This window comes from Streptomyces kronopolitis, from assembly GCF_014646275.1.
Taxonomy (GTDB): Bacteria; Actinomycetota; Actinomycetes; order Streptomycetales; family Streptomycetaceae; genus Streptomyces; species Streptomyces kronopolitis.
In genome coordinates this window covers 33,743-51,561 of record NZ_BMND01000007.1, presented here as the reverse complement: position 1 = coordinate 51,561, position 17,819 = coordinate 33,743, and the positions used below count along the sequence as shown (strand labels likewise).

The window sequence follows — 17,819 nt, the reverse complement described above, 5'->3', positions numbered from 1 at the left end:
AGCATCCCGTGATGATCGGCACGACGCCGTGCGGGCCGACCCCGTCAGTACCCCAATTGAGGATCTCGATGACATCCATACCGGAGGCGCTGTTGTGGTGCCTCAGCGCAGGTACGGCCGCCGCCGTGGTCCTGGCGGCGCTCTCGATCCGGGCGCGCGGACAGCGCGCGGGCCTGCGATCGCGCCTCTCCGCCGCTGAGGAACAGAACAGCGCCACGCTCCACAGCAATACGGAGCTGACGGCCCGGCTGCGCGCCACCGAGGCCGAGATCCGGCACCTGGCCGAAACCCGGCTCCCCGACCTGACGCTGGCGCTGGCGCACCCGCACGTGCCGGTGCCCGGCCTGATGGACGCCCGGTTCGCCGGGACGGACGCCGACCGGGCGCTGAGCGCCGTATTGGAGCAGGTCAGCGACGCCATCACCAAGGAGCGGGCACGGGTCGACGCCGCGGCTCAGTCGACGCTGCGCGGGGCGACCACCACCATCCAGGCGCTGCTGTACCAGCTCCAGACGGCGCTGCAGGAGATGCAGCACCGCTATGACGACCCGAGCGTCGCCCAGGACCTGCTGAACGCCGACTTCCTCAACGAGCAGGCGCTGCGGCGCGTGCAGGCCACCGGCGTCGTGTGCGGCGCCTGGCCGGGGCTGACCCGTGAGGACTCCTACCTCGCCGAACTGGTCGTCGGCGCCACCTCCCGGCTGCGCGGCTACGACCGCGTGCAGGTCAGCAACCAGCTGCGCGACCCGGTCGCCGTCGTCGCGCGGGCCGTCGAGCCGGTCGCGATCGTCGTCACCGAGCTGCTGGCGAACGCGCTGCACCACTCGCATCGTGAACTTCCGGTCACCATCACCCTTCAGCAGGGCAACCGCGGTGCGTCGGTGATCGTCGACGACTACGGCGTCGGCATGCACGACGACGAGATCAAGGCCGCGATGGAGCTGCTGGCGGGCGACGACGACCTGCTGCTGACCCAGCTCGGCGACCCGCCGCGGTCCGGCTTCGCCGCCGCCGGCCAGCTGGTGCGCCAGTACGGCTTCGGTGTGCACGTCGAGCCGTCGCCGTACGGCGGCGTGCGCGCGGTCGTGTACATCCCGGGTGACCCCCTCCTCACCGTCCTCGACGAGAGCACCCAGCCCATGTCCGTGATGGCTCCGCTGCCGCACCGTTCGGGGGTGCCGGACCGGTCCGCGTCCGTCCTGCCGACCGGCACCGCAGCTCCCGCCGCCGCGCCCGCCGCGGCCGCCCCTGCCGCGCCGGCGGCTCCGGCTCCGCAGCCGGGCGAGCGGTTCGAGGCCGCGCCGCCCGCGCAGCAGGAGGGCGAACTCCCGCGCCGGCGGCGCCGTCAGCCCGTGTCCGAAAGCGCCGCCGGCGAAGAGAGCGCCGAGCGCACCGCCTCACTCCCCCCGCGCTCCCCGGAGGAGACCGGGTCCCGCTGGGCCGCACTCCAGCGCGGCACCGAATCCGGCCGGGCAGCCGTCCAGTCAGATCCCCCTCGCAGTCCCGAAGGGAACGCACAGTCATGAACAGCCCCACCCGCCGCCGTGTCGCCGAGGACAAGTCCTGGGTGCTCACGCCCCTCCTGGAGTTGCCGCATGTTATCCACGCCGCCGTCATCTCCGGCGACGGCTTCATCGAGGGCTCGTCGCCCGGGCTGAAGCGGGACTCCGCCGAGGGTGTCGCCGCGATGATGTCCGCGCTGCAGGGCGCGGGACGTGCCGTCACCGCGGCCTTCGCCGAGAAGGACGACACCCGGCTGCGGCAGACCGTCATCGAGTCCGACGAAGGCTTCGTCTTCGCGATACCGGCCGGCGAGAACACCTGCCTGGCCGTCTTCGCAGGTCCGGAGGTGAACATGGGCGTCGTCGCCCACCACATGCAGATCCAGGTCACGACGCTGGGCAACAAGGTCATGAACAGCCCGGCCCGGGACCTCGGTAACCCGGCATGACGCCGCGCCAGAGCAGCGGCAGGCGCCTCGTACCGGCCTATCTGGCGACCGGCGGACGCGCCCGGCCGAGCCGCAACACCCTCGACCGGCTCACCCTGCTGCACGGCGTGGACATGCCGATCACCAGTGAGGTACGCCCGGAGGAGCACCGCATCCTGGAGCTGCTGCAGCCCGGGGCGCTGTCTCTGGCGGAGGTCGCCGCCCACCTTCACCTCCCCGTGAGCGTGGTGAAGGTGCTGGTGGCCGATCTCGTCGACGCCGGGCGGCTGCACGCCCGGCCCCCCATTCCCGAAGCCGAGCAATTCGACCGACAGATCCTGGAGAGGGTTCTCGATGGACTCCGCTCTCTCAAGTGCTAGCGCCGACACGGCTGCGGGCACCGGCAACATGTACCTCTCCGGCGAGCACCAGACCCTGGTCAAACTGCTGATCGCGGGGCCGTTCGGGGTCGGCAAGACCACGCTCATCCGGGCCTTGTCCGAGACCCCGCCGCTGCACACCGAGGAGGTCATGACCCAGACCGGCGTAGGGGTCGACAGCCTCGCCGGCGTCCGGGAGAAGACGACCACCACCGTCGCCATCGACTTCGGACGGCTGACGCTGCCCGGGGATCTGGTGCTGTACCTCTTCGGCACCCCCGGGCAGAAACGTTTCCGCCCGTTGTGGCAGGACATCGCCCGCGGCGCGCTGGGCGCCCTGGTCCTCGCGGACACCCGCCGGCTGGCGGACTCCTTCGAGGTGATGGACATCGTCGAGGAGGCCGGGCTGCGCTACGCGGTCGCGGTCAACACCTTCCCCGACGCGCCCCAGTACAGCCCCGAGAAGCTCCGCGAGGCCCTCGACCTGCACCCCGAGACGCCGCTGGTGATGTGCGACGCCCGCGACCGGGAACAGTCCGTCGACGCGCTGATCGCGCTCGTCGGGCACGTCCTGGCCCACACCCCCGAGGAGAACCCGAACCCGTGACTTCCCCGCACCAGCCGGGAGCCGCACCGCCACCGGGCTGCCCCGCGCACGCCGCCCCACCGCAGCAGTACGCGCCGGCGCAGCCCGACGCCCAGACGCCGGTGAAGCTCTACGGACCGGACTTCGCCGCCGACCCGCACCGCATCTACGCCCATCTGCGGCAGTACGGCGCGCTGGCACCGGTCGAGATCGCACCGGAGGTGACCGCGATGCTGGTCACCGACTACCGGGCGGCGCTCGATCTGCTGCACGACGACGCCACCTGGTCCAAGGACTCCCGGGAGTGGATGACGACCGTCCCGCCGGACTCCCCCGTCATGCCGATGCTGATGTGGCGGCCCAACATCTTCTACGCCGACGGGCCGGCGCACGTGCGCTACCGGGACGTCGTCGTCGACAGCTTCAAGCTCGTCGAGCCGCACGAGCTGCGGGCCCGGGTCCAGCGCGCCACGGACTCCCTGATCCAGCGGTTCGGCGCGCACGGCGAGGTCGATCTGATCGCCGACTACGCGCGGCTGATCCCGCTGCTGATGTTTAACAACCTCTTCGGGCTGCCGGATTCGTACAGCGACCGGCTGATCTCGGCCATCGGCGGCATGCTGGACGGCAACTCCCCCGAGGAGGCCGCCGCCGCCAACGAGGCGTACACCGGCTACATCATGGAGCTGGTGGGCGCGAAGAAGGCCCAGCGCGGACCGGACCTGACCTCCTGGTTCATGGACCACCCCCACGCGCTGAACGACGAGGAACTGATCCACAACGTCATCCTCACGATGGGCGCGGGCAACGAGCCGCTCGCCAACCTCATCGGCAACGCGCTGGCGCGGATGCTGTCCGACGACCGCTACTACAACACCCTGTCCGGCGGCGCGCTCACCGCGCACGACGCGATCAACGAGGTGCTGTGGAACGACCCGCCGCTGACCAACTACTCCGCCCACTACCCGGTCCGTGATGTGTTCTTCCACGGCACCTGGGTGCGCAAGGGGCAGCTGGTGATGGTGTCGTACGCGGCCGCCAACAGCCAGTTCGACACCACCGCGCGGACCGGTCCCGGCTCCGGGGGCGGCTCGCACCTGTCGTGGGCGGCCGGTCCGCACGCCTGCCCCGTGAAGCGGCACGCCCTGCTGATCGCCACCACGGCGATCGAGCGGCTGACCGCCTGGCTCTCCGACATCGAACTCGCCGTGGACCCCGCCACGCTGCAGTGGCGCAACGGCGCCTTCCACCGGGCCCTGGTGGCACTGCCGGCCCGCTTCACCCCCATCACTCCCGACCAGGCAGGAGCAACTCCGTGGCACAACAGGGACAGCGCCCCTACGTCATCGACCCGGTCGGCAGCGACATCCACGGGGAGGCAGCCCGCCTCCGCGCGCTAGGCCCGGTGGTCCGCACCGAGCTGCCGGGCGGCATCCAGGCCTGGACGGTCACCGGCCACACCCTGCTCAAGCAGCTGCTGACCGACGACCGGGTCTCCAAGAACCCCCGGGACCACTGGCCGGAATGGCAGCGCGAGGAGGTCCGCAACAGCTGGCTGCAGTCGTGGATCGGCGTCACCAACATGTTCACCGCGTACGGCGCGGACCACCGGCGGCTGCGCAAGCTGATCGCCCCGGCGTTCACCGCCCGCCGCACCGAGGCCATCCTCCCGCGGGTGGAGGCCATCACGCAGGGCTTACTGGCCGATCTCGCCGCCCACCCGGCGGGCGAGCCGCTGGACCTGCGGGCGCGCTTCAACCACCCGCTGCCCATGCAGGTCATCTGCGAGCTGTTCGGCTTCCCCGAGGGCGCGCCGCGCGCCGAACTCGCGCGGCTCGTCGAGGCCATCATGGACACCACGGCCACCCCGGAGCAGGCCGGCGCCACCGCCGCGGCGGTCTACGCGCTGCTCGGTGAACTGGTCGCGGCCAAGCGGGAGAACCCGGCCGACGACCTGACCAGCCTGCTGGTCTCCGCCCGGGACGACGACGGCCGGCGGATGACCGAGCGGGAGCTGCTCGACACCCTGCTGCTGGTCATCGGCGCCGGTCACGAGACCACCGTCGACCTGCTGGGCAATGCCGTCCACGCGCTGCTCACCCACCCCGAGCAGCTCGCGCTGGTGCTCTCGGGCCAGGTCTCCTGGAAGGACGTCATCGAGGAGACCCTGCGCTGGGCGCCCAGCATCGCCAGCCTGCCGCTGCGGTTCGCCGTCGAGGACATCGACATCCCGGACGGTCCCACCATCCGCAAGGGCGAGGCGATCCTCCCCGGATACGCCGCGGCCGGCCGCGATCCCGCCTTCCACGGGGAGACGGCCGCCGAGTTCGACATCCGGCGCACCGACCCCGAGCACCTCGCCTTCGGCCACGGCGTCCACCACTGCCTGGGCGCTCCGCTGGCCCGGATGGAGGCCCGGATCGCCCTGCCGGCCCTCTTCGCCCGCTTCCCCGACCTCCAGCTGGCCGTGCCGGCCGAGGAGTTGGCGGCGACGGGCGGCTTCATCTCGGGCGGCCTGCGCGCTCTGCCGGTCCGGCTGACCAAGGACTGAGCCGCCGCGGTCCGCACCGGCGGCGCGCCCACCGGTGCCCGCGAGGTGCCTACCGGGTGCCTGCCGCGCGACCCCGTCATCCGCTTCCGGGTGGCGGGGTCGTCGTGTGCACCGGCTGACGGGCAACGGCCGCCGGGCGGCTTCCGGGCGGGCTCAGGAGGGCGTGCGGGCCGCCGCGAGCAGGCGGTGGGTGTCGGCGGGGCGGAGCATCAGCGCGCTGCCGACCGTGCTGAGCACCTCGCGCTCCGCGGGCGTGTAGGCGCCGTCGGCGAGCGCGATGCGGGCGCCCTGGAGGAGCAGCGCCTCGCGGCCCGCCGGGGCGAGGTGCGGGGCCAGCGGCTCCAGCGACTCATGGAGCTCTATGGCCAGTGCGGTGCCGCACGGGTCCATGCCCTGGTGGGCGCAGTGGCCGGCCGCCGCCCCCTCGTAACTGCCGGTCACCCGGCCGGTGTCGGCGGCGAGCGCGGCGAGCAGGGTCAGCAGCTGTTCCTCGGAGCAGTCCGCGAAGCCGGCCGCCCGGACCGTGCTGACGGCGGTGTCGCGGACCGCGCGCGAGGAGGTGCCGCCCGCGGCCAGCAGCGCCAGGGTGAGCGTGTGGACGGCGTCCCTGAGCATCGCGGAGAAGCGGACGGTGGTGGGGTGGTCGAGGGCGTCCGGGCCGAAGTGGCCGCGGCAGGCGGAGCACTCCAGGACGGGTCCGGCGGCGCCGCGGGAGAGCAGCGGGACGCCGAGGAGGGTGAGGCGGCGGCGGCCGGTCCGGCGGAGGTAGTTGCGGTCCCCGCCGCAGTCCGGACAGAAGAACTCGCCGTCGGCGACGGTACGCCAGGACGTGCGCACGCCCATCACACACATCTTGTGCATCACGTCTGCCCTCCGTAACTCTCCCGTGGCCCTGCGGGCACGGGAGGTGACCCCATCGCCCTGTCGCCACATTGGACGTGATGTTAGCCACATGTGTGATGCGGCGTCAGCACCTCGTATCGGACAACTGGCCGGTTGCCGAAGGCGAACGACGGGCCCCGCCCCTGGAGGAGGGGGCGGGACGGGGCCCGTCGACGCCCCGTGGGGGCCCGGCCGCCGCCCGTCGGCCGAGGTCGGCGGGCGTGCGGGGTCAGCGGCGGTCCCGCGGCATCAGCCTTGCGGGGCCGTCAACAGTCAGGGCTGCGTACTCCTGGCGTGATGCAGGACCTTGGCCACTTCCCGGGCCTGGTTGTCCAGTCCGCGGGCGTTGGGGTGCACCAGGGTGCAGGCCTCGCCGGTGCCGGGGATGTCGTTGCACAGCTCCGTCGGCGGATCCGTCTGGTCGCCGTCACCGGTGAGGTTGTCCCGGATGCCGTACATCCACTTCGCCTCCCCGCTCTGGCAGACGCCGTGGCCCACGCTCGGCCCGTAGGTGTCGACATAGGCCGCGTTCTGGTGGCCGGCGTGGCGGTGCAGCAGCTCGTTCAGGCGCTTCTCCAGTCCGTCCAGCCAGGGCATGTCGCCCTTCTTGACGCTGCCGAGCTGGTTCCAGTGCAGGAAGCTGCAGCCGGAGTTGTCGGGGACGATGGCGGGGTAGCCGACGATCGCGACCTTGGCGTGCGGTGCGGCCGTGTGGATCGCCGTCATCATGCGGCCGAAGTCGGCGTCCAGCCGCGCGAAGCTGTCGGCCAGCCAGCCGGCCCCGGCGCCGTTGCCGGTGTAGTGGTCGGTGCAGGGCTTGGTCTTCAGGGGCTGGGTGAGGCCGAGTTCGAGGCACTTGGCCAGGATGGTGCCGAAGCCGAGGGAGTTGCCGCCGATGCCGACGCTGACGAAGTCGGTGTCCGGGGACAGCGCCTCCAGCTGCGCGGGCAGTTCGGGCCAGCCGCCCTCCGGTGGGACGGTCGGCGGGCCGAGGATCTTGTCGGACGGCTGGGGCTCCAGGATCCCGTCTACGACTTCGGCCGCTCCGCAGGTCACGTCCCGCAGCTGGTAGCCGAACCGCTCCGCCACCTGGTGGGGGTAGTTGCGGTACGAGCGGCCGCAGCCGTCGCTGTCGTCCCAGGGGCGGACGAACACGCCGGCGCTGTAGGAGTCGCCCAGCGCGACATACTCCGGGCGGTCGGCCGCCGCGGCCCGTGCTCCGGTCGCCGCCGGGGTGAGGGCCGAGGCCACGACGGCGAGCGCGGCGGCACCCGCCAGCGCCAGCCGGGAGAGTGCGGGCATGCGAAATCTGGTCATCTGCACGTCCTTGGTGTGCGCGCCGCGGCCTGTCCGACCGGCGCTCATCACCAAAAGTACCAACTCAATTACGCAGAGTTACCCTTGCGGATTTCAAACCCCACCTTCAGGTGGCGGTGCCGCACAACGGCGCGCCCCCGCGGCCCGGTCGGGGCTGCGGGGGCGCGGTGCGCAACTCGGCGATCGTGTCCGTGAGTTGAGGCCGTTGGTGCAGGTCAGCGCGAGGCGCGGTTGACCGCCGAGGCGACCGCCTTGATCGAGGCGCGGACGATGTTGGCGTCGATCCCGACGCCCCACAGCACCTTGTCGCCGATGGCGCACTCGACATACGCGGCGGCCTGGGCGCCGGCGCCCTCACTCATGGTGTGCTCGACGTAGTCCAGCACCCGCACGTCCGTGTCGATCGCGGCCAGCGAGTCGATGAACGCCGCCAGCGGGCCGTTGCCGCTACCGGTCAGCACGGTGTCCGCGCCGTTGACGACCGCCTCGACGGTCAGCGCGTCGGTGCCCTCACTCGTGGTCGAGGTCTGGGCGGAGCGCAGCGCGATCCGGCCCCAGGCGTTCTCCGGCGTGGGCAGGTACTCGTCCTGGAAGGCGGACCAGATCGCGGCGGGCGTGACCTCGCCGCCCTCGGCGTCGGTCTTCTCCTGGATGATCCGGGAGAACTCGATCTGCATCCGGCGCGGCAGGTCCAGCTTGTGGTCGTTCTTCAGGACGTAGGCGATACCGCCCTTGCCGGACTGCGAGTTGACGCGGATGACGGCCTCGTAGGAGCGGCCGACGTCCTTGGGGTCGATGGGCAGGTAGGGCACCGCCCACTCGATGTCGTCCACGGTCTTGCCGGCGGCGGTGGCCGCGGCCTCCATGGCGTCGAAGCCCTTCTTGATGGCGTCCTGGTGGGAGCCGGAGAAGGCGGTGTAGACCAGATCGCCCGCGTAGGGGTGGCGCGGGTGGATCTCCATCTGGTTGCAGTACTCGCTGGTGCGACGGATCTCGTCGATCTGCGAGAAGTCGATCTGCGGGTCGACGCCCTGGGAGAACAGGTTCATGCCCAGCGTCACCAGGTCGACATTGCCGGTACGCTCGCCCTGCCCGAACAGGCAGCCCTCGATGCGGTCCGCGCCCGCCATGATCGCCAGCTCGGCGGCGGCGACGGCGGTGCCCCGGTCGTTGTGCGGGTGGACCGACAGGCATACGTGCGCGCGCCGGGACAGGTGGCGCGACATCCACTCGAAGCGGTCGGCGTGCGTGGACGGCGTGGAACGCTCGACGGTGGCCGGCAGGTTCAGGATGATCTCGCGGCCCTCTTCGGGCTGCCAGACGTCGCAGACCGCCTCGCAGACCTCCAGCGCGAAGTCCAGCTCGGTGTCGGTGAAGATCTCCGGGCTGTACTGGTAGCCGAAGATCGTCTCGTCGCCCAGGATCTTGTCGGCGTACTCCATGACCAGCCGGGTGCCGTCCACGGCGATCTGCTTGACCTGCTCCTTCGAGCCGCGGAAGACGACCCGGCGGAAGGTGGGCGCGGTGGCGTTGTACAGGTGCACCGTGGCGCGGTGGGCGCCGCGCAGCGACTCGACGGTGCGCTCGATCAGCTCCTCGCGGGCCTGCGTCAGGACGGAGATCGTCACGTCCTCGGGGATCGCGCCCTCTTCGATGATGGAGCGGACGAAGGCGAAGTCGGTCTCGCCGGAGGACGGGAAGCCGACCTCGATCTCCTTGTAGCCCATGCGCACCAGCAGATCGAACATCTCGCGCTTGCGGGCCGGCGACATCGGGTCGATCAGCGCCTGGTTGCCGTCGCGCAGATCGGTCGACAGCCAGCGGGGCGCGGTGGTGATGCGGTTGTCCGGCCAGGTGCGGTCCGGGATGTCGACCGCTTCGTAGCCGCCGTACTTGTGGACCGGCATACCGGAGGGCCGCTGCAGCTGCGTCGCGTTCGTCACCGGGGTGCGGCGGCCGACGGCATGGTCTGCGGGGCTCGACGGGTTCGACATGGTGCGTGGGGCTCCTCGTGTTCCGCTGGTGTCCCCCTGCTCGTCAGGAGCCAGGAGGGGGCCGACGGGGCGAAAGATCGCAACACCGAACTCCGCGGGGAGGGGGTCGGCCTACGACTACAGGCCCTCGCCGCGGCAGCTAAGGAGAAGCAGCCCGAAACGCATGATGCACAGCACCCTAGCCGAGGTACGCCCGGTGTGGCGGTGGTGTATCAGTATGCGGGACGGGGCGGGCCAGATGGCTTAAATGCGACTAACCACACTTTTCCGGGAATTTCAGCCGCAGGCAGTGACAGCCGCATTACAGAGTGCCACCGTTTGCGTATGGACCTCAATGACGCGACGCCAGAACCGGCCGGCAGCGGCACTCCCGTCTTCTGCACGATCATCCCGCCGCACATCCTCGACAACCTGGCCCGGTCCGACGACCCGGACCGGCACGAGCCCGCCCGCCGCACCCTGGAGCACGACCACGCACGGCGCACCCAGCGCCGCGAGATCGCTGCCCGCGACCTCACCCCGGGTGACCCCGAAGCCGCCGCTGACAAGCCCAAGCGCACCATCTACGACGCCCGCCACCAGGAGACCCTGCCGGGCCACAAGGTGCACGCCGAGACGGACGGCCCCTCCAAGGACGCCTCCGTCAACCGCGCGCACGCCGGCCTCGGCGCCACCTTCGAGCTCTACCTCAAGGTCTACGGCCGCAAGTCCATCGACGGCGCCGGCCTGCCGCTGAACGCCACGGTCCACTACGGCCAGAAGTACGACAACGCCTTCTGGGACGGCGAGCGGATGGTGTTCGGCGACGGCGACAACGACCTGTTCAAGGACTTCACCATCCCCGTCGACGTCATCGGCCACGAGCTGACTCACGGCGTCACGCAGTACACCGCCAACCTCGACTACGAGGGCCAGCCCGGCGCCCTCAACGAGTCCGTCTCCGATGTCTTCGGCGTGCTGATCAAGCAGTACGCGCTGGGCCAGACCGCCGACAAGGCCGACTGGCTGATCGGCGCCGAGCTGCTCGGCCCGAACGTCACCGGCACGGCCCTGCGCTCGATGAAGGCCCCCGGCACCGCGTACGACGACGACGTCCTCGGCAAGGACCCGCAGCCCGCCACGATGAAGGGCTACGTCCGCACCACCGACGACAACGGCGGGGTGCACATCAACTCCGGCATCCCCAACCACGCCTTCTACCTGGCCGCCACCGCGCTCGGCGGCAAGGCCTGGGAGCGCGCCGGGCAGGTCTGGTACGACGTCCTGACCGGCGGCAAACTCACCAAGAACGCGCAGTTCGCCGACTTCGCCGCGCTCACCATCAAGGCGGCGCAGGCCCGCTTCGGCGCCGGCGCGGAACACGACGCCATGGTCAAGGCCTGGACCCAGGTCGGCGTCACCCCCAAGTAGCACGGCGCGGAACGAGGTCCGCGGGGCGGGGCGCTCGGCAGCGCCCCGCCCCGCGCACGCATACCGTGCCCCGGTGGGGTACAAGTCCGTCGTAGACGACAAAGGAGCCCGTTATGCGCATCCACGTCCATCGCACCGGCGGATTCAGCGGCATCGACCGCCGCGCCGAGATCGACACCGCTGGCCGCGACGACGCCGACGACCTGCGGTCCCTGGCCGACAAGGCCGTCGCCACCGCCCGCTCCGAGCCCCCCACCGGGGTCCCGGACGGCTTCAGCTACCGGATCACCGTCGACGGCCGCACGGTGTACTGCGCCGATCCCCGGCTCACGGACGAACAGCGGACGCTGATCAGCAAGGTCCTGAAGGAAGGCTCGTAGCGTCCGCGGGTGATCCCTGGGCCGGGCGGGTCCTGATCCGGTTGGGCCCCGTGCCACCTCGCGCGCTTCCCTGCCCCTGGCGAGCGGCGCCCGCCGCCCCCGGTTTCGCCGGGGCACCTCCCTCAACTCCCCTTCCCTGCCGCCCCCTTGACACCCTTACCGGCGGTTACCAGGATCCCGTCCATGACGATGGCGCCGGATCCTCCCCGTTCCCTGCCCCGCTTCCCCCGTGACTTCGTCTGGGGGGTCTCGACGTCCGCCGCGCAGATCGAGGGGGCGGTGGCGGAGGACGGGCGGGGGCGGTCCGCGTGGGACGCGTTCGCGGCGGAGCCCGGGCGGATCAAGGACGGGTCCGATCCGCGGGTGGCCACCGATCACTACCACCGCTACCGCGAGGACGTGGCGCTGCTCCGGGAACTCGGGGTCGGGGCGTATCGGTTCTCCGTGGCGTGGCCGCGGGTAATGCCGGACGGGAGCGGGGCGGTCAACGCGGCGGGGCTGGACTTCTACGACCGGCTGGTGGACGAGCTGCTGGCGGCGGGGATCGCGCCCGTGCCGACGCTGTTCCACTGGGACACCCCGCAGGCGCTGGAGGAGGGCGGCGGCTGGCTCGTACGGGAGACGGCCGATCGTTTCGCGGCGTACGCGGAGGTGGTGGCGGGGCGGCTCGGGGACCGGGTGGCGCGCTGGATCACCCTCAACGAGCCGGCCGAACTGACCCTGCTGGGTTACGGGTTGGGCCAGCACGCACCGGGCCGGCAGCTGCTGTTCGAGGCGCTGCCGGCGGCGCACCACCAGCTGCTGGGGCACGGGCTGGCGGTCCAGGCGCTGCGGGCCCAGAGGGCGGGGAACATCGGGATCGCCAATTCGCACGGGCCGACCTGGCCGGCGAGCCCCGCGGAGGCCGACACCGCGGCCGCCGACCTCTACGACCTGCTGCTCAACCGGCTGTTCGCGGAACCGGTGCTGCTCGGGCGGTATCCGGACGAGGTGGCCGGGCTGCTGCCGGGCCCGGTCGCCGAGGATCTGCGGATCATCTCGGAGCCGCTGGACTGGTACGGGATCAACTACTACCAGCCGACGCTGGTGGGGGCCCCGGCGGCGGAGGGGTCCGGACCGACCGCCTTCGGCGGGATCCAGCTGCCGCCCGAGCTGCCCTTCGCGCCCCGTGAGATCGAGGGGTACCCGCGGACCGACTTCGGATGGCCGGTGGTCCCGGAGGCGCTGACCGAGCTGCTGGTGTCGTTCCGGGAGCGGTACGGGGACCGGCTGCCGCCCGTCGTGATCACCGAGAACGGGTGCGCGTACGAGGGGACCGGCGACACCGAGCGGATCACGTTCCTGGACGGGCACCTGCGGGCGCTGCACGCGGCCATGGAGGCCGGGGTGGAGGTCCGCGGGTACTTCGTCTGGTCGCTGCTGGACAACTTCGAGTGGGCGGAGGGCTACGCCCGGCGGTTCGGCCTGGTGCACGTGGACTACGCGACCCTGGAGCGGACGCCCAAGGCCTCGTACCACTGGCTGCGGGACGCCCTGCGGGAGCAGGCCCGGGGATGAGTTTGTGCCGGGGTGGCCGGGTCAACGTCCCGGGGGATCAGCCAAGTTGACCCGCTTGGGCCGGAACGCTCACGATACGTTGAGAAAGCACTTAGAGGTAATAAATGTCCGTATATTTGGCTTTCCTTGTGGGTGCCGCCGAGACCCCTCGGCGGTGAAACCAGCAAGGGAGACATGTTCATGTACGGGAAGCACATCGCAACGGGCGTAGCGATAGCCGCGATCGGCGCGCTCGGCACCGCGGGATCCGCCCAGGCCGCAACGCACCAGGGACCGGCGAAGACCGACAGCGGAGCCACGGCGACGAAGACCGGCGGTACGACGGCGGCGGGCAAGGCCACCACGGCCAAGGGCGGCACCACCGCCATCACGTCGGCCAAGAGCGGCACCACCGCCTCTCCGGCCAAGGCGGGCCACGCGGTCACGCCGACCAAGTCCGCCCACACCGTCAGGGCGACCAAGTCCGGCACCACGCCGACCACGTCCGGCCATGCGACCAAGCCGACCAAGACGGGCACCACCACCAAGCCGACTCACACCGGCGGCACCACCACCGTCCCGACCCACTCCGGCCATGCCGTCAAGCCGACCGAGACCGGCACCACCACGGCAACCAAGGCGGGCACCACCGTCAAGCCGACCCACTCCGGCCATGCGACGAAGCCGACCAAGACCGGCACCGTCACCATCCCGACCCACTCCGGCCACGCCACCAAGCCGACCAAGACCGGCCATGCGGCGAAGCCGACCAAGACCGGCACCACCACGCCGACCAAGGCGGGCACCACCACCAAGCCGACCCACAGCGGCACGACCACCACGGCCGCCCCGACCAGCACCGGGGGCGCCACCGCCGTCCACACGGGCGTCAAGCAAGCCGGCTAGATCCGCTCGCTGCGTACGGTCCGCCGGGTGGGCACGGCCGACCGTACCGCGGCGCCGGGGCGCGGAAGGTGTGGAGGCCCGGAGGCCGAGGGGCGGCGGCCGAGCGGCTCAGAAGCCCAGCTTGCGCAGCTGCTTGGGGTCGCGCTGCCAGTCCTTGGCCACCTTGACGTGCAGATCGAGGAAGACCGGCGTGCCCAGCAGCGCCTCGATGTGCTTGCGGGACTTGGTGCCGACCTCCTTCAGGCGCTTGCCCTTGGGACCGATGATGATCCCCTTCTGGCTGGGGCGCTCGATGTAGACGTTGGCGTGGATGTCGAGGAGCGGCTTGTCGGCCGGGCGGTCCTCGCGCGGCAGCATCTCCTCGACGACGACGGCGATGGAGTGCGGCAGCTCGTCACGCACGCCCTCCAGCGCGGCCTCGCGGATCAGCTCGGCGACCATGACCTGCTCGGGCTCGTCGGTGAGGTCGCCCTCGGGGTAGAGCGGCGGGCTCTCGGGCAGCATCGGGACGAGCAGGTCCGCGAGGAGCGACACCTGGGTGTCCCCCACGGCGGAGACCGGGATGATCTCTGCCCATTCGATGCCCAGTTCCGTGCCGAGCTGGTCGATGGCGATCAGCTGGGCGGCCAGCGCCTTGGAGTCGACCAGGTCGGTCTTGGTGACGATGGCGACCTTGGGGGTCTTCTTGATGCCGGCCAGCTCGGCGGCGATATAGCGGTCACCGGGGCCGAGCTTCTGGTCGGCGGGCAGGCAGAAGCCGATCACATCGACCTCGGACCAGGTGGTGCGGACCACGTCGTTCAGCCGCTCGCCGAGCAGGGTGCGCGGCTTGTGCAGCCCCGGGGTGTCGACGAGGACCAGCTGGGCCTCGGGACGGTGCACGATGCCGCGCACCGTGTGCCGGGTGGTCTGCGGGCGGTTGGAGGTGATGGCCACCTTCGTGCCGACGAGAGCGTTCGTCAGGGTGGACTTGCCCGCGTTGGGGCGGCCGACGAAGCAGGCGAAGCCCGCGCGGTGCGCGGCGGAGGACTCTGTACGAACGCTCATGGCGCCCATTCTCCCCGATCCCGGGCCCGGCTCCGACCATCCGGCCCCGGGCACCGGGCGGGGCGGCCCTCCGCTGCCGGCGGACCGCCCGCCGCGGTCGCGTCCGCTCCGGCGGCTCAGGCCTGCGGCTCGCCCGCCGGGACCGTGCCGCGCAGGGTGCCGTCGGGGCCGGCGACCAGGACGGGCGTCGCGGGGCCGCCGAGGTCCCGTACGGCCGCGCGGTCCGCGTCGGCGGCGTGCTCGGCGTCGGTGACCACGGCCGCGGCCTCCAGCGACGTGGCGCCGCTGGCGACGGCCATGGCGACGGCCGTCTGCAGCGCGCTGAGCCGCAGCGACTCCAGGGCGACGGTGCCGGCGACGTAGGTGCGGCCGGTCTCGTCGCGGACGGCCGCGCCCTCGGGCACGCCGTTGCGGGCCCGCGCCGAGCGCGCGAGCGTAATGATCTTGCGGTCTTCGGGGTCCAGGGCTGCGGCATCGCTCATACCGGCGAGCATATGCGGGGCGGCGGACAGCGGGCGGCGCGGGCCCTTCCCTACTACGGTGCCCCGGCGCCGCTCAGCCGGCGGTGGAGGACATGCCCACGATCAGGGCGCTGATCTTCCAACTGCCGGCCCGCGCACGGTGGACGGGTCCATGACCGCCGCGCTGCCGGTCACCGCCGGACTGCGGACGGCCCGTGCGCCGCGTCGCGGCTGACGGAAAGGGTGGTTGCCCCGGTCCCCCGTGGCCGGGGCAACCCACTTGGCAAGATTTCTCTTACGCAATACCCAAGGCGGCACGTTCCGCGGCCGCTTGAAGATCCTTCCACGGCGCGGCACACGGAATCCAGTGTCCGGGGACATGGCTTGCAGAACATCTGCGGTGCACTGGAGATAAGGAACCGACGGGAGTCCGGCGGCGGAAATTGTTTCCGCCGCCGGAAGGAAAGGCGCCGCGGAAAGCCACCGGGGAGAAGTCCACCACGGGGACGTTCACCAGGGAGAAATCCGCCCCAGGAAGGAACACTCCCCATCCGTTCAGCCGGCGGTCCGGCCGCCCGTCCACGACTCCGGGGAGGCGCTCGCCCCTTCCGGCCGCACCGGCTCGCACAGCACCGTGATGATCTTGTTGCGCCGCCCGGAGGGCGCCTCGGCGGTCAGCCGGAGCGCCTTGAGGCCGGGGTCGGAGGCGTCGTCGGAGAGGTCGACCTCGACGGTGGCACCCGCGATCGGGACCCGGCCCAGGAGCTTGGCGAGCAGCCCGCCGACCGTCTCGACGTCCTCGTCGTCCAGTTCGGCCAGGCCGTACAGCTCGCCGAGGTCGCCGATGTCCAGCCGGGAGGTGACGCGGTAGCGGGCGTCGCCGAGTTCCTCGACGGGCGGCAGCTCACGATCGTACTCATCGGTGATCTCGCCGACGATCTCCTCGAGAATGTCCTCGATGGTGACGATGCCGGCCGTGCCGCCGTATTCGTCGATGACCACCGCGACGTGATTGCGGTCCTGCTGCATTTCGCGCAGCAGATCACCGGCGTTCTTGGTGTCGGGGACGAATACGGCGGGGCGCATGGCCGTGGAGACCAGCTCGTTCTCGGCGTCGCGGCTGATGTGGACCTTGCGGGCGAGGTCCTTGAGGTAGACGACGCCGACGATGTCGTCCTCGTTCTCGCCGGTCACCGGGATCCGCGAGAAGCCGGAGCGCAGGGCGAGGGTGAGCGCCTGGCGGATGGTCTTGAAGCGCTCGACGGCGATCAGATCCGTCCGCGGCACCATCACCTCGCGGACGAGGGTGTCGCCGAGCTGGAAGACCGAGTGCACCATCCGGCGCTCCTCGTCCTCGATCAGCGACTCCTTCTCGGCGAGGTCGACCAGCGAGCGCAGCTCGGCCTCGGAGGCGAACGGCCCCTTGCGGAAGCCCTTGCCGGGGGTGAGGGCGTTGCCGAGGAGGATCAGCAGCTGCGGGATCGGGCCCATGACGCGGGCCAGCGGCAGCAGGGCGTACGCGGCGGCGGTGGCGGTGTTCAGCGGGTGCTGGCGGCCGATGGTCCGCGGGGAGACCCCGACGGCGACATAGGAGACCAGCACCATCACGCCGATGGCGACGGCCAGCGCCTGCCAGGTCTCGTCGAAGGAGCGCAGGCAGGCGTAGGTGACCAGCACGCCCGCGGCCATCTCGCAGCCGACGCGGACCAGCAGCGCGACGTTGAGGTAGCGGGTGGGGTCGGCGGCGACGGCGGCGAGCTTGGCGCTGCCGCGGCGGCCGGAGCGGACGGCCTCCTCGGCGCGGAAGCTGGTCGTCCGGGCCAGGCCGGCCTCCGCGCAGGCGGCGAGCCAGGCGATCACGACGAGCAGGACCGCGACCGCGATCAGCTGGGTGGTCATCGGGTGTCCCGTCAGGTCACGGTGGGGGCCGGCGAGGGGCCGGTGAGGCCCTGCTCGGCGCGCCAGGCGTCGATGATCGCCGCCTGGAGGCCGAACATCTCGGCCTTCTCGTCCGGCTCCTCGTGATCGTAGCCGAGGAGGTGGAGCACGCCGTGGACGGTGAGCAGTTGGAGCTCCTCGTCCATGCTGTGCCCCGTGGGGGCCTCCTCGCCCTGCTTCTTGGCGACCTCCGGGCACAGCACGATGTCACCGAGGAGTCCCTGCGGGGGCTCCTCGTCGTCCTTGGCCGGCGGACGCAGCTCGTCCATCGGGAAGGACATCACGTCGGTGGGCCCGGGGAGGTCCATCCACTGGAGGTGGAGCTGTTCCATGGCCTCGGCGTCCACGACGATGACGGACAGCTCGGAGAGCGGGTGGATGCGCATCCTGGCGACGGCGAAGCGGGCGACGTCCAGGATGGCCTGCTCGTCGATGTCGGTGCCGGACTCGTTGTTGACGTCGATGGACATGAGGGTGGTGCTTCTCGCTTCTCGGTGCGTG

Annotated in this window: 17 protein-coding genes; 10 read left to right on the top strand and 7 right to left on the bottom strand. The window is 71.4% G+C overall.

Annotated elements, in window-relative coordinates:
• Positions 1 to 68 precede the first annotated feature (68 nt).
• From IEY78_RS10780 to IEY78_RS10755, 6 genes are read left to right on the top strand one after another with little or no spacing between them, the layout of a single operon-like run.
• Complete coding sequence (locus IEY78_RS10780; RefSeq protein ID WP_189097433.1) at positions 69 to 1,526, top strand: ATP-binding protein; 1,458 nt, start codon at positions 69 to 71, stop codon at positions 1,524 to 1,526.
• Entirely contained in the window at positions 1,523 to 1,951 is a 429-nt protein-coding gene (locus IEY78_RS10775) for a roadblock/LC7 domain-containing protein (RefSeq protein ID WP_189097432.1), read from the top strand. Before IEY78_RS10780 ends, IEY78_RS10775 begins: the two co-directional genes overlap by 4 nt.
• A complete protein-coding gene (locus IEY78_RS10770) occupies positions 1,948 to 2,310 on the top strand; it encodes a DUF742 domain-containing protein (protein WP_189097431.1) in 363 nt (120 codons plus the stop codon). Before IEY78_RS10775 ends, IEY78_RS10770 begins: the two co-directional genes overlap by 4 nt.
• Before the next feature lie 28 nt (positions 2,311 to 2,338).
• Positions 2,339 to 2,917, top strand: coding sequence for a GTP-binding protein (locus IEY78_RS10765; RefSeq protein WP_189097585.1), 579 nt, complete (start codon positions 2,339 to 2,341; stop codon positions 2,915 to 2,917).
• A complete protein-coding gene (locus tag IEY78_RS10760) occupies positions 2,914 to 4,296 on the top strand; it encodes a cytochrome P450 family protein (RefSeq protein ID WP_189097430.1) in 1,383 nt (460 codons plus the stop codon). Before IEY78_RS10765 ends, IEY78_RS10760 begins: the two co-directional genes overlap by 4 nt.
• Positions 4,212 to 5,447 (top strand): cytochrome P450 family protein, encoded by a 1,236-nt coding sequence (locus IEY78_RS10755; RefSeq protein ID WP_189097429.1) that lies wholly within the window; start codon positions 4,212 to 4,214, stop codon positions 5,445 to 5,447. The genes IEY78_RS10760 and IEY78_RS10755 overlap by 85 nt, the downstream gene beginning before the upstream one ends.
• A gap of 153 nt (positions 5,448 to 5,600) precedes the next feature.
• On the opposite strand, the gene IEY78_RS10750 is transcribed toward IEY78_RS10755, so the two are convergent.
• The 3 genes from IEY78_RS10750 to leuA form a co-directional block, all read right to left on the bottom strand.
• Entirely contained in the window at positions 5,601 to 6,308 is a 708-nt protein-coding gene (locus tag IEY78_RS10750) for a TerB family tellurite resistance protein (protein WP_189097584.1), read from the bottom strand.
• Between the two features lie 294 nt (positions 6,309 to 6,602).
• Positions 6,603 to 7,646, bottom strand: a complete 1,044-nt coding sequence (locus IEY78_RS10745) for an SGNH/GDSL hydrolase family protein (RefSeq protein WP_229699848.1) — start codon at positions 7,644 to 7,646, stop codon at positions 6,603 to 6,605.
• 215 nt (positions 7,647 to 7,861) lie between these two features.
• Entirely contained in the window at positions 7,862 to 9,640 is a 1,779-nt protein-coding gene (gene leuA / locus IEY78_RS10740) for a 2-isopropylmalate synthase (RefSeq protein WP_189097428.1), read from the bottom strand.
• 324 nt (positions 9,641 to 9,964) lie between these two features.
• Between leuA and IEY78_RS10735 the strand changes: the two genes are divergently transcribed.
• The 4 genes from IEY78_RS10735 to IEY78_RS10720 all read left to right on the top strand — a co-directional run bounded on the left by IEY78_RS10735 (position 9,965) and on the right by IEY78_RS10720 (position 13,872).
• A complete protein-coding gene (locus IEY78_RS10735; RefSeq protein WP_189097427.1) occupies positions 9,965 to 11,050 on the top strand; it encodes a M4 family metallopeptidase in 1,086 nt (361 codons plus the stop codon).
• Positions 11,051 to 11,163: 113 nt separating this feature from the next.
• Complete coding sequence (locus IEY78_RS10730) at positions 11,164 to 11,430, top strand: protealysin inhibitor emfourin (RefSeq protein ID WP_189097426.1); 267 nt, start codon at positions 11,164 to 11,166, stop codon at positions 11,428 to 11,430.
• A 189-nt stretch (positions 11,431 to 11,619) separates the two neighbouring features.
• A complete protein-coding gene (locus tag IEY78_RS10725) occupies positions 11,620 to 12,987 on the top strand; it encodes a GH1 family beta-glucosidase (RefSeq protein WP_189097582.1) in 1,368 nt (455 codons plus the stop codon).
• A 180-nt stretch (positions 12,988 to 13,167) separates the two neighbouring features.
• The gene (locus tag IEY78_RS10720) at positions 13,168 to 13,872 is read left to right on the top strand and encodes a hypothetical protein (RefSeq protein WP_189097425.1); all 705 of its coding nucleotides are present in this window, start codon (positions 13,168 to 13,170) and stop codon (positions 13,870 to 13,872) included.
• A gap of 108 nt (positions 13,873 to 13,980) precedes the next feature.
• Here the strand turns inward: IEY78_RS10720 and era are convergent, their stop codons facing one another.
• The 4 genes from era to ybeY all read right to left on the bottom strand — a co-directional run bounded on the left by era (position 13,981) and on the right by ybeY (position 17,788).
• The gene (era, locus tag IEY78_RS10715; protein ID WP_373294109.1) at positions 13,981 to 14,928 is read right to left on the bottom strand and encodes a GTPase Era; all 948 of its coding nucleotides are present in this window, start codon (positions 14,926 to 14,928) and stop codon (positions 13,981 to 13,983) included.
• A 107-nt stretch (positions 14,929 to 15,035) separates the two neighbouring features.
• The gene (locus tag IEY78_RS10710; RefSeq protein ID WP_189097423.1) at positions 15,036 to 15,401 is read right to left on the bottom strand and encodes a cytidine deaminase-like protein; all 366 of its coding nucleotides are present in this window, start codon (positions 15,399 to 15,401) and stop codon (positions 15,036 to 15,038) included.
• Positions 15,402 to 15,935: 534 nt separating this feature from the next.
• On the bottom strand, positions 15,936 to 17,279 hold the full coding sequence (locus IEY78_RS10705; RefSeq protein ID WP_189097422.1) for a hemolysin family protein: 1,344 nt from the start codon (positions 17,277 to 17,279) through the stop codon (positions 15,936 to 15,938).
• A gap of 11 nt (positions 17,280 to 17,290) precedes the next feature.
• A complete protein-coding gene (gene ybeY, locus IEY78_RS10700) occupies positions 17,291 to 17,788 on the bottom strand; it encodes an rRNA maturation RNase YbeY (RefSeq protein WP_189097421.1) in 498 nt (165 codons plus the stop codon).
• Positions 17,789 to 17,819: the final 31 nt, after the last annotated feature.